The organism is Streptomyces sp. NPDC020845 (assembly GCF_044334165.1).
Taxonomy (GTDB): Bacteria; Actinomycetota; Actinomycetes; order Streptomycetales; family Streptomycetaceae; genus Streptomyces.
Genome location: NZ_JBIRSJ010000052.1, coordinates 1 through 11,257 on the forward strand (window position 1 = coordinate 1; position 11,257 = coordinate 11,257).

Below are 11,257 nucleotides of genomic sequence, written 5' to 3' on the forward strand. Positions count from 1 at the left end.
AGTGGGTATTTCCTGGGAGCAGGCATCGTCTGGTCTCCTCTCGTGAGACCCATCTGACCTGCTGTCACCTCTCCCCGCATCTCGGGGGAACCTCAGGGGAACGACTGGCAGGGGCGGCAGGATTTGAACCTGCGGCGCGCGGGTTTGGAGTCCGCTGCTCTGGCCGGGCTGAGCTACGCCCCTTTGACACGGCCACTCTGTCATCTGCCAACCGTAATCTGCCACGGATTTTTTACGTCGGGGAGTACTGGACGGCGACCAACTACCCTCCCCTGCGAGCACCTCGGCCTGCGCGGAGAGCACCACCCAGTCCCGCACGGCGGGGTGAAGGGCATCGGTTCACTTCCGCCTGTGCGAAGGGCACACACCCTGCTGAGAGCCAGTCGGGAGGTGAAATTGAGAGCCACCTCCAGCCGAGCCGGTCAAGCTGCACCGATGCCGGTCCGTCGGTCAGTGGGGCGGGCCGGTGGCGCAGTCGGAGGCGTGGCGGCGGGTCGGTGTCAGGCGGGCTTGCGGGCCTCGATGAGGAACCGCGCGGTGTGGGCGATGAACGGTCCCTCGCTCTGGATCTGGTCGTGCAGTTGCCGCAGCCGGTTCCGGTACTGGTCGACGGTGAACCCGGGCACCATCCAGATCACCTTCCGGAGGAAGTAGATCACCGCGCCGACGTCGAAGAACTCGGTACGAAGCGATTCCGAGCGCAGCTCCACGACCTCCAGCCCGGCTGCCTCGGCCGCCTGGCGGGCGTCGTCGGGGTGGCGCTTGCGACGCACCTCCTCCGGCTGCGAGCCGAGGAAGTACTCCACCAGCTCGAAGACGCTGGCTGGGCCGACCTGTTGGGAAAAGTATGTGCCGCCCGGCCGGAGCACCCGGGAGATTTCCTCCCACCAGACGGTTACCGGGTGTCGGCTGACCACCAAGTCGAATGCCTCCCCGGCGAACGGCAGCGGCGGCTCGTCCTCGTCTGCGACGACCACCACGCCCAGCGGATGCAGCAGCCGGGTGGCCTTGGCCACGTTCGGCGGCCAGGACTCAGTGGCCACCGCCAGCGGCGGCAGCTTCGGCACGCCGGCCAGCACCTCCCCGCCACCGGTCTGAATGTCCAACGCTGCCGAGGCCCGCGCCATCCGCCCACCCATCATGTGCTGGTAGCCCCACGACGGGCGCTGCTCGGTGGCCCGTCCCTGCAGCCAGGAGAAGTCCCAACCCTCAACCGGGGCCGACTCCGCCTCCGCCACCAGATCCTCAAACGTTTGCGCCATGTCTGAATCGTCCCAGGTCAGCCAGCAGTCAGCGACTGAATATCACTGTCCTGACGCATGGGATGGCCCGCAGAGAGGACATACGACCTGCCGGCACACGTTGTCGACCACCGACTCACCTCCGCTCGCGCGAAGAGCACACACGAGCACACCCCAACCATCCCTTGAGAGAAGGGAAATATTGCCGAGGTCCGCCCGTGACCGGGCACGGCGCGTTTCCGGGTGGGGTGATTTCGCGAAGCAAGCACTTTGGACTGCGCCTTAGTGTGTCACGGCCAGGCGTGGCTTGTGTCGTGTCAGGAGCCGAAGATCAGGTCGGTTCCGGTGCTGTCGAACCATTCCCAGTACTGTTTGTGGTCATCGAGCTGCCATTCCTTGAACGCCCAGTGTGCGACGGTGGGGTTGCCGCCGCTGTCGAGCATGTCCAGGTCGAGCACATAGGTGTCGTAGTTGGCGCTGCCGACGGCGTGGACAAATCGGTCCGGTGGGAGTCCGTCGAGGCGTTCGGCTACCACCCTCCAGCTGTCGTCGGTGAAGAATTCCAGGGTGTTGCAGTCGAGGCCGCCGCCAATGCGCTCCCAGCCGTTGTCCAGGCTGTGATGGATTGCCCAGATGTCACGGACCGGTCGGGGAATCGGGCCGGCCAGCAGCGGCACGACGGCCGTCGGGTCGGCGACATGCGGAGCGGAACCGACCACGACAGACAGGTAGTAATCCCGTGCCGGGTCGGCGAAGCGGTCGAGGGAGTCCGGTATGTCGGCGAGCCGCTCTGATCTGTTGTTGTCGCGTTTCCAGGTGAGGTAGCCGAGGGCGGGTATGCCGTTCTCGCCGATCAGCAGGGTCAGGCCAAGGGTCCGGTCGTGGACGGTGGTGACGAACCGGGGGGCGAACCCGGCGACGGGCGCCCACACCCGGGTCAGCGCCTCTGTCAGGCCGGCGCCAGGTGGGACTCCCCACGGGTTGTCCGGGAACGGAATGTCCCCGACACCGCCGCGCAGGAGCAGTCCTACCACGGTCGAAAGACCTCTGTCGGGACCGCTGCTGATGATCTCCTGGACCAGGTCGAGGCGCCGGCCTGCCAGCATCGCCCGTTCAACCTGCGCTCGCCGGGCATAGTCGTCCCCGGCGGCGTGGAACGCGGCGCGCAGGTCGGCCGCCACGACGCCTGAGACAGGGGGTGCCGGTGTACCGCGCCTGGTGCATGGCGCCGTGGTGCTTTCGGGGCACGACTCATCGCGGGTGTGCGCACCCACGCCCTCGAAGGTGACGCCGGGTGCCTGTTCGGGGAGGTCACCGAGGTCTGTGATCGGGGTTCGGCGCAGGTTGGCAAAGCGCAACGCGGGCAGGGTGGTGACCACTGTCAGGTCCCGGACCGGGCAGCCGACCAGGCCGAGCACTTCCAGCGTCGCCATTCCCGACAACGGCGACAGGTCACTCACCCGCGTCCGGTAGACGTACAGACGGGTCAGACACAGTCCGGACAGTGGGGTGAGGTCGGCCAGCGGGCCGTCGCAGACGGACAGGTCGGACAACCGCGTCAGATTGGCCAGAGGTGCGATGTCGGTGACATGGGTGTGCTCCAGCCGCAGGTTTCGCAGCTGAGTGAGCTGGGCGAGCGGAGTGATGTCGCGGACCGGGGCATCGATCGACAGGTCCTGTAGTGCCCGGGCCGGGTGCAGGACCGAGGCGAGCGTCACAAGGTCGACCGAGACACTCGAGTGCACAGACAGCCACCGCAGGTTGTGCAGCTGCCCCAGTGGTGTCAGGTCAGCAGGCCGGTGCAGCGTCAGGCTCAGCCCGTCCACCGCGTCGAGCGCCTCCCGGGGGATTGGGCCGTTGCTGACAACGGTCTTGGATCGGATGGTCCATTCGACGCTGCGCTCGGGGGGCAGGCTGGCATCGTGGCGTGGAGCCCGAGCGTACGCGTACCGGGCGGGGTTTCCCCGCGAGGGGTAGGCGCGCTGCTCGTCGGGGGACAGGTTCGCCTTCCACCACTCATAGTCCCGTTCCTCGGCCGCCAGCCGCGCTTGTTCGAGACGCTGGCGCGCCTGCTCTCGAGGTGAGACGCGCGGCTCGTCAAGCTGCTCGTCGAAGATGGCAGCGAGGACGCGCTCTTCAGGGTTGGTCCCACATTCGGGAAACCGGACACTTTGATCCCTGACCGCGAGGGTACCCGGTTGCCAGAACGCGGCGTCACTGGCGATGACCTGCCTGGCCTCGTCGATCGGCAGCGAGGCGAGCTGTCGATCGAACTGCACCAGGGCGGCTTGCATGCGTTCCTGTGTCCGGGCCTGCGTCTCGTCCCGGTGGGCCAGGTAGGCGTCCCACTCGCGGGCCAGGTCGGTCTCGGGTTCATCGACGCGTTCCAGGAAGAACGTGAACGCCTCCGCTGTAGCGAGCCGCTCATGTTCCGCGACGATCTGTTCACGCATTGAGGCGTGAAAGCTGCTGGCGGCATCCGTCGTGCCTGGTTCTTCTGGCGGTGCGGCTCCGGCGATGCGAACCTGGTCGACGTGCAGGTCCAGCGGTATCTGCCTGTCGAATATGGTGACTTGAACCCGTACCTGGTCGCCGATGTGGGAGATGAGAACCGCCGGCAGACCCGCGAACGGGCCGTCAGCCACCTCGACCTGTATCTCGTCCATGGCGGGCTCGTCCCTCCGGAAGGCATGTGAGTGGTGAGCAACGGTCGATGTTGTACCACCCGGCAAGGACAGCCCCCAGCATGGCCAGCACTCGGCAAACGTCCAAGCCATCAAGCGATCACGCCACCACTCCGGCTGGGCGGGGGGCTCCGCGAAGCCCGAGAGATCTTCTTCGGCCGATGATTGTCTTCGCCGGGTTGTTTTGGCTCTGGCAGCGATCACGGGGAGCCGTTACGGGTCCGTGAAGAGGTCGTTCGAATCCGTGACCGCGATCCGGGGCACGGCCCGCCGTGGGTACGCCGTGTGTGATCGAGACGGCTCCCCGCGCTCAATGCCAGAGTCTGCTGAACGGGGACTTTCCAGGCTGTGGCCACGGCTCGATGCGAGTGCCTGAACGATGCCTGCCGCAGCTGCGAGAGGAGCAGAGCAGCACGGCCATCGCCTCCAATAAAAGCTTTTGCGCGTGTCGCCCTCCGGATGATGAGGTGACACGGTGACCAACCACGATGAGGCGGCGGCTGTCCGGCCGTTGACACTGGCTTGGGTGAGCCGCCACCTGGAGGTCGGCGAACGTATCGTCAGAACCGAGGCGCTGCACGGCGGCATCACTGCCGAAATGCGGAGGCTGACCATCGGCACGCGGGACGGAGGCACCCGTGACCTGGTGCTGCGGACCTTCGTCAACGTGAAGCACGCCGAGGACTGGCTGAACAGGGAGGCCGACGCCCTGACCCTGCTCACGAGGACCGGCGTGCCGGCTCCTGGACTGGTCGCGGTTGATCCGACTGCCGCGCATTGCGAGTATCCGTCGCTCCTGATGACACATCTGGCGGGCCGGACGGTCCTCGACGAGGAGGGATTGGAGACGCGCGTCCCTCTGTTGGCTCGTCAACTCGTGGCGATCCACGCATTGCGACCCGCCGAGCGGCCCCGGAAGTATGTGGCGTGGACGACCGCCGACACCGTCGTTGTGCCGAAGGGCGCCGTCGCGGCGGCATGGGCCGCGGCGATCGACGTGATCCGCAAGCCCCCGCCGCCCTATGAAGGGCGATTCCTGCACCGGGACTTCCAACCCGGCAACGTACTGTTCGACGTGCCGCCCCCAAGGCCGGCGGATGTTCGGATCACCGGCGTCGTCGACTGGGCAGGGACCTCCTGGGGCCCGGCGGATCTCGATGTGGCGCACTGCTCCACCAATCTCGCGCTGCTGCACGGCCCGGCGTGGGGTCTGCGGTTCGCTGAGGCGTATGAGGAGGCCGGCGGAGTCCTGGCCGCGGCCGCGAGCGAGCGGCTGTACTGGCGGGTGCGGGACGGGCTGGCGTTCTCAGAAGAAGTGCAGTTGGTTTCGCAGCCATGGCGGGAGGCAGGGAGGACAGAGCTGACGACGCGAGCCGTGGAGGAGCGGCTGGATGCCTACGTCACCGTCCTGATGGACGCGCTGGGCTGAGCCAAGGCGGTCCGGGGCGCGGCCAGGAGGCAGAGCCGCCGACGGTCAACCGTTGGACCAACCGGACCATCAACGGTCTCCTGTGGGGGTGGGCCCGCCTGCTCGGCGGCCGCCTCGACGGCACCGACCTGCTTCACGAAGAAGCACGCGACCGACCCGGCTGGCAAGGACTGGCGTACCAACTGGACACCGTCCGCACGACATCGCCGGGCTTCAACCTCGTGCTCGCGGACTCCGAAATCGAACCGAACGAGGTCGACACGCCTCGCGAACTGCGGAGGTATGTGGCGACGCTCGCCACCGACTTCGCTCGGGACCAAGAGGAGTGCCAGGCAAAGATCGACCGTGGTCAATGGGCAGGCGATGGGGGTAGCTGGGCGCACAGCACCCTTTACGACTGGCTCGGAGCCTGGGCCGCTTGGGTGGGCGCCATCTCACCACTTCACGCGCAACTCGAACCCGTCACATGGAGATCCGTAGCCCTACAGCTCTCAATCGCGCGGATCTACGAGTAGGTAGCTGCGACCAGATCGCGTGAGACGTCGAGCGAAGCGGACCAGCTCACGTGAGACGGGACCAGAATGAACGAGACGGGGCATCACTCGCCGAGGCGGCGGGAGAGGCCGATCGCCTGATCTGTGACAGCGAAGGCTGATCCGTTGCCACCGATTCCTCATGCCGTTTGTCAAGCCGCGAGAGCGACGGGTGGCGTGAGCTCGTGGCACCGTCCCTTGCTCAGGAGGGCCCAGAGGACATTGACGCGGCGGCGGGCGAGGGCGAGGACGGCATGGGTGTGGCGTGCCCTGGGCGCGTTTGCGGTCGTAGAACCGGTGGGATTCCTCGGACCGTCGGATGCTGAACAGCGCGGAGGTGCGGAGGACTCGCTGGAGGCGGCGGTTATAGCGTTGCGGGCAAAAGGAGCCTTCAGAAGGAGCCGCCCGGCGGCGTCGCCGTCGAGCCGGACGACCACGGGCTCGGACGCTCGCGCGGCGGGCGGACCACCAAGTTGCACCTGGGCGTCGAGCAGGGGCAGCAACCCATGTCCATCGTGATCACCGCCGGGCAGCGCGGGGAACCCTTGTAGTTCGAGGCCGTCCTCGGCCGGGTGCCCCGCCCGGGGCCGGGCAGGCCGCACGCCCGGCCGAGGCGGTTGCGCGCGGGCAAGGCGTACGCCCTCCCGGAAGAACCGCGCCTACCTGCGGAGGGCGCGGCGTCCGTTGCACCAATCCGGACAAGGCCGACCAGGCCCGCAGCCGCAATGAGCGCGACTCGCTCGGCGGCTGTCCGCCGAAGTTCCACCCCGAGGACGACAAGGCGAGACGCGCGGTCGAGTGCGGCATCAATCGCCTTACGACACGCGCGGTCCGCTACGAGGCGACCGTCCTCGTCGCGGCTATCAGTGAATTGCTGTGACCAGCGTCGTTGAGAGTGATCCAGTAGCGGCGCTTGACCCCGGTTTCGGTGCTGCGCACATCTTCGAGGACGCCGCCGTTGCTTTCGATGGTGCGCGCCGAGCCGACGTTGCCGTCGTCGCAGGTGAGGAGGACCCGGTCCAGACCGAGCGCCGGCGCCTTGAGTAGAACCGCTCCCAGCGCCCACGAGGCCAGTCCGCGTCTCCTGGCGGAAGGCCGAATGCTGTAGCCGATGTTTCCGCCGCCTTCCAGCAGAAAGGCGTTCAGATAGTGCCGAAGGTCGATGGCCCCGAGGTACGTCTCGCCGTCGACAATCCACCAGTGGGTAGCGTGGACGCGTCCTTCCCCGACAGGCAGCGACCGGTCCGATTGCTGTCGCAGTCGCTCGACCCATGAGGCGAACCCTTCAGGGCTGTCGGGGTCATCGTCACCGACCAGACGCAGACCGGCCCCGTCCTGGTGAGCACCAGGCCGCCACTCGTCACGCGCTATGAGCCACGAGGAATGCAGCCGTGCCGTGGGAGCGATCAGTTCAGCCATGCGAGGGACCATAACACCCGCAGCCGCTGTGTGATCAGGCCCTTTCTGTCAGGTCGGGAGCCTGGCCCGTCGGGTGGGGTGCAGGTGAGCCAGATCAGGGTGAGATCGCCTCATTCCGTCCGCGATTGCTCAACCACTACCTTGATCCACTTTCGGCATACGCCCTAGGAGCGCCTGTTTGCGCAGGGAGGGATTTCAGTACGGCGGTCCACTGGATGCTGCCGGCGATTGTGCCTGGGCAAGGCCATCCCGCCCGTCCTTGAACGAGGTTCGCACTGCGACCGCTGACGTGGGATGCAAGAGCAGGGTTCGGTTTATCGAGGTCTGGCGTGCCGGCGAGGCGCGTCTGCTGCCGGAAGGCGTTTGCACCCACGTGCGCGGCGGGGAAGGGCGCGTACTCATACGCACTTGTGCTCGTACCTCCGCTGCGGTGTCGTGGAGGAGTGAGGTCATGATGAAGAGTAGGCCCTCCCGCTGGCTGAAGGGCACACTCGTGTCGGCGGTGGCGGCCGTCGTCTGTTACTGGTTCTGGGGGTTCTTGGACGAGTGGGCGGGGGAGACCGATTCGGAGGGGTCGTTCTCCGGGTTGTTCACGTCGCTGTTTGCGGGGATCATGGACGTGGCGTCGATGCCGGTGCTGCTGTGGGCAGGGATGCGTGTACTGCGGGAGCGAGGCAATCATCTACTGGTGATGCTCGACGCGATCGCATGGTTCTTCGTCGGGGGCATGTGGTCGAGAACGACGTCGGCACTGCTGGCACCATCGTGTTCCTCACCCTGTTCACGGCTTTCGGGACTCTGCTGTCCGGTGTCGAAGCGCCAAGAAGGTGAGGGGAAGGGAGCGCTCTTCGCGGCCCTGGCAGCCCCATCGCGATCACACACCGGAGGCGTCGTTGTCTCGCTCAGCTGACGTGTATGTCCGCAGCGCCAGAGGGCTGGTCGCCGTCCGCTACCCGGATGCCGTAGGCGCCGTACTAGGGGGCTCCAGCGCCCGTGGGCAGGCCACCTCCGCCAGCGATCTCGACATCACCGTTCTCCTCCCTGACGACGGGGCCAGCCGCCGCGAGGTGCTCCGCCACGAGGGCCGCCTGGCAGAGGTGTTCCTGAACACCCGAGCCGACCTGCGGCAAGCTTTCTTGCAAAGCCGGGTCACTCGCCGGGCAACAGCACTCTTCCTCTATGCCGAATCCGTCCTGCTCCACGACCCCCACGGCCACGCCGAGCAACTCCGCGCCGAGGCCCGTAACCTGCTCGCCGCCGGTCCCGACCCGCTCACTCCACAGGAGCGCAACGCAGGCCGCTTCCTGCTTACGGACCTCCTGGACGACTTGACCGAGACCGGCCCCGGCAGCGATCGTCACGAGCAACTGGCGATCGCAGACCGCGTGCTTCGCGAAGCAGCCCACCTCCTGACCGCTCACCACCGCGCCTGGAACGGGGCTGGTAAATGGCTGCCTCGCCGCCTGGCTCAGGCCGACCCCATCCTGGGTCAGGAACTGCTGCGCGGGCACCTGACGCTCGCCGAACACGCAGACCCCAAGCCGCTGGTAGCCGCATCCTGCCATGTGCTGGATCTGCTGGGCGGACCGCTGCGCGAGGGATACACCGACACTCTCCACACAGCAGACGCAACCCCGGGAAAGGGTTGTCCCATATCTGCTGGTCACGGGTGAGATGATCTTGTGATGGCTGGTGTGATCACGGTGTCGGATCCGTCCAGGGCAGCTCCGTTCACCGGGCTGAGCCTGCGGCAGTTCGGCAAACTGGTCACTGCGTGCGGCGCCAAGGGTGCGGACCCGGTATGCAAGGGTCGGCCGTGGTGCCTGCCCTGGGGGACTGGATCCTGCTGGTAGCGGCCTGGTGGCGTACGAACTTGACGCTGCGGCAGATCCAGCTCGCCCCGCTGTTCGGGGTGTTCGAAGTCGGCCGCTGAGCGCATCATCGGCCACTTCGGGCCGTCGCTCGCGCTCCAGCCCCGCACGCGGTTCCGAAAGGAGGCGGTGCTGATCGCCGACGGCATTCTGGTTCCCACGCGGGATCACACGGTTGCCGAGCAGTCGAAGAACTCCGGTACTCGACCAACCACCAGGTCGTCGTCGACTCCGGCCCCCGGCTCGTCGTCGCCTGGCCGGTCACCGGTAGCCGCAACGACGGCAAGGCGTGGGAACTGTTCGGTGTGAACGCTGCCGTGGGCCGGACCACGGTCATCGCGGACGGCGGCTATTATGGCACCGGCCTGGCCATCCCGCACCGCCGCGAACGTGGCCGGACCGGACTGCCTGCTTGGAAGGAGGAGCACAACACCTCCCACGGCAAGGTCCGGGCCCGCGTCGAGCACGTCTTCGCGCGGATGAAGACCTGGAAGATCCTTCGCGACTGTTGTCCGAAGGGCGACGGCATTCACACCGCGTTGCTCGGCATCGCCCGACTTCACAACCTCGCCCTCACGGGATAACTCCCGCCCCGTACGGGGCCACCTTTGGGAGAGGCCCAAGGCAGATGGCTCCCACCTCGCTGTCCCGGAGGATGCTCAGTCGAGACAGAACTCGTTGCCCTCGATGTCCTGCATCACGATGCACGACTCGTTGTGGTCATCGGCAAGCAGCAGTCGCACGCGTACCGCGCCGAGCGCGACCAGTCGTGCGCACTCGGCTTCGAGCGTGGCGAGGCGCTCTTCACCCACGAGCCCGGTGCCGACTCGCACGTCAAGATGCAGCCGATTCTTGACGACCTTGCCTTCGGGGACGCGCTGGAAGTACAGTCGCGGGCCCACGCCTGAGGGATCACTGCAGGCGAACGCTGAGCCCTGCCGCTCAAGCGGCAGAGAGCGATCGAAATCGCCCCACGTAGCAAACCCCTCCGGTGGCGGCGGTACGACGTACCCCAACACCTCGCACCAAAAGCGAGCGACGCGCTCAGGTTCTGCGCAGTCGAAGGTGACCTGGAACTGCTTGATCGATGACATCGGCGCACCATAGCAGGGGACTCTGTTGCTCATTTCCCGGTGTCGATGCGCGTGCTGTCGGGAGGACGGCCCCTGCTACTGAACCTGGTTGGGTGATGTCGGGCTGTTCGCCTGACAGTGGCCGGTCGGGTCCGGTAGCTCCTGGGGGGGTGAGATACGCGCAGGGTGGTGCACTGACCGACGCCGAGGGGGCCGCGGGGGAGCGGATCCGGTTGCAGACTGTCGCCCGTTTCGGGGGCGGGGAGACGAACGGGGAGATCGCTGCCGCTGTGCGAGTGAGCGAGGGGTGGAGCGGTGGCGCCGGGCCTGTCGCGAGCGCGGCGAGTTGGGGGTCCTGTCGAAGGGTTCTCCAGGGTGGTCCCGGCTCAGCGAGACCCAGATCGCCAGCCTGGGACGAGAGTTGGAGCGCGGCCCGCTGGTCCACGGGTGGGCGGACCAGCGGTGGACGCTGGAGCGGACCAGGACACTGATCGGCCGCCTGTTCCGTGTCTCCCACACCGTCGAGGGCATCGGCAGCTGCTGAAGCGTCACGGCTGGAGCTGGCAGCAGCCGGCCAGGCGGGCCATCGAACGCGACGACGATGCGGTCGAGGTGTGGAAGAAGGAGACCCGGCCGCGGGTAAGAGCACCGCGGCGGAGCGCGGCGCCTGGATCGTTTTCGAGGACGAAGCCGGGCAGTCGAAGACTCCGCCGCGTGCCGGGGCCCGAGGTCGGATGGGCCAGACGCCGGTCGTGCGGGTGCGGGGCCGCGGCTCCGGGCGGGTGTCGGTGGCGGGCATGGCCTGCCTCAAGCCGGGCAGGCGATCCCGGCTCATCCCTGCGATCCGCGAGTATCGGGGCCGCACGGACGAGCTGAAGGGCTTCGGATGGCGGGTCTTCCGCGACCTGGTCGTCCTCATTTCTGTTATCGGCCTGGGCTGTTCGGGTCGAGTGTCAGTTGCGATGGCTTGGTTTTTGCTCGTTGGAGTGAGGTACGTGGTCGGGCAG

At 67.1% G+C, this 11,257-nt stretch carries 8 protein-coding genes, 1 tRNA gene and 3 pseudogenes; 6 read left to right on the forward strand and 6 right to left on the reverse strand.

Annotated features, from left to right (window positions below; genetic code table 11):
* Window positions 1–105 precede the first annotated feature (105 nt).
* The 3 genes from ACH4U7_RS52615 to ACH4U7_RS52625 form a co-directional block, all read right to left on the reverse strand.
* Window positions 106–183, reverse strand: a tRNA-Trp gene (locus ACH4U7_RS52615).
* A 317-nt stretch (window positions 184–500) separates the two neighbouring features.
* The gene (locus tag ACH4U7_RS52620; protein ID WP_398534854.1) at window positions 501–1,262 is read right to left on the reverse strand and encodes a class I SAM-dependent methyltransferase; all 762 of its coding nucleotides are present in this window, start codon (window positions 1,260–1,262) and stop codon (window positions 501–503) included.
* A 296-nt stretch (window positions 1,263–1,558) separates the two neighbouring features.
* Window positions 1,559–3,907, reverse strand: a complete 2,349-nt coding sequence (locus ACH4U7_RS52625) for a hypothetical protein (protein WP_398534855.1) — start codon at window positions 3,905–3,907, stop codon at window positions 1,559–1,561.
* 493 nt (window positions 3,908–4,400) lie between these two features.
* Here ACH4U7_RS52625 and ACH4U7_RS52630 point away from each other — a divergent pair, with 493 nt between their 5' ends.
* Complete coding sequence (locus ACH4U7_RS52630) at window positions 4,401–5,354, forward strand: phosphotransferase family protein (protein WP_398534856.1); 954 nt, start codon at window positions 4,401–4,403, stop codon at window positions 5,352–5,354.
* Between the two features lie 685 nt (window positions 5,355–6,039).
* Here the strand turns inward: ACH4U7_RS52630 and ACH4U7_RS52635 are convergent.
* Both ACH4U7_RS52635 and ACH4U7_RS52640 read right to left on the reverse strand, forming a co-directional pair.
* Window positions 6,040–6,265 (reverse strand): annotated as a pseudogene (locus ACH4U7_RS52635) (IS110 family transposase); the annotation flags it as partial.
* A gap of 456 nt (window positions 6,266–6,721) precedes the next feature.
* Window positions 6,722–7,306: a GNAT family N-acetyltransferase gene (locus ACH4U7_RS52640; RefSeq protein ID WP_398534857.1), complete on the reverse strand. Its 585-nt coding sequence runs from the start codon at window positions 7,304–7,306 to the stop codon at window positions 6,722–6,724.
* A 451-nt stretch (window positions 7,307–7,757) separates the two neighbouring features.
* Between ACH4U7_RS52640 and ACH4U7_RS52645 the strand changes: the two genes are divergently transcribed.
* The 3 genes and pseudogenes from ACH4U7_RS52645 (at window position 7,758) to ACH4U7_RS52655 (ending at window position 9,761) form a co-directional block, all read left to right on the forward strand.
* A complete protein-coding gene (locus ACH4U7_RS52645; RefSeq protein ID WP_398534858.1) occupies window positions 7,758–8,216 on the forward strand; it encodes a hypothetical protein in 459 nt (152 codons plus the stop codon).
* Complete coding sequence (locus ACH4U7_RS52650) at window positions 8,200–8,979, forward strand: nucleotidyltransferase domain-containing protein (protein ID WP_398534859.1); 780 nt, start codon at window positions 8,200–8,202, stop codon at window positions 8,977–8,979. The genes ACH4U7_RS52645 and ACH4U7_RS52650 overlap by 17 nt, the downstream gene beginning before the upstream one ends.
* A gap of 12 nt (window positions 8,980–8,991) precedes the next feature.
* Window positions 8,992–9,761, forward strand: a pseudogene (locus tag ACH4U7_RS52655) (transposase).
* Window positions 9,762–9,836: 75 nt separating this feature from the next.
* Here the strand turns inward: ACH4U7_RS52655 and ACH4U7_RS52660 are convergent.
* A complete protein-coding gene (locus ACH4U7_RS52660; RefSeq protein WP_398534860.1) occupies window positions 9,837–10,271 on the reverse strand; it encodes a VOC family protein in 435 nt (144 codons plus the stop codon).
* 286 nt (window positions 10,272–10,557) lie between these two features.
* Between ACH4U7_RS52660 and ACH4U7_RS52665 the strand changes: the two genes are divergently transcribed.
* The gene (locus ACH4U7_RS52665; protein WP_398534861.1) at window positions 10,558–10,794 is read left to right on the forward strand and encodes a hypothetical protein; all 237 of its coding nucleotides are present in this window, start codon (window positions 10,558–10,560) and stop codon (window positions 10,792–10,794) included.
* A 70-nt stretch (window positions 10,795–10,864) separates the two neighbouring features.
* Window positions 10,865–11,257 (forward strand): annotated as a pseudogene (locus tag ACH4U7_RS52670) (hypothetical protein); the annotation flags it as partial.

What these genes read in the sequence shown, in the direction of transcription:
- ACH4U7_RS52645 (WP_398534858.1), top strand. Translation starts at nt 7,758, where the DNA reads ATGATGAAGAGTAGGCCCTCCCGCTGGCTGAAGGGCACACTCGTGTCG.
- ACH4U7_RS52660 (WP_398534860.1), bottom strand. Translation starts at nt 10,271, where the DNA reads ATGTCATCGATCAAGCAGTTCCAGGTCACCTTCGACTGCGCAGAACCT.
- ACH4U7_RS52620 (WP_398534854.1), bottom strand. Translation starts at nt 1,262, where the DNA reads ATGGCGCAAACGTTTGAGGATCTGGTGGCGGAGGCGGAGTCGGCCCCG.
- ACH4U7_RS52625 (WP_398534855.1), bottom strand. Translation starts at nt 3,907, where the DNA reads ATGGACGAGATACAGGTCGAGGTGGCTGACGGCCCGTTCGCGGGTCTG.
- ACH4U7_RS52640 (WP_398534857.1), bottom strand. Translation starts at nt 7,306, where the DNA reads ATGGCTGAACTGATCGCTCCCACGGCACGGCTGCATTCCTCGTGGCTC.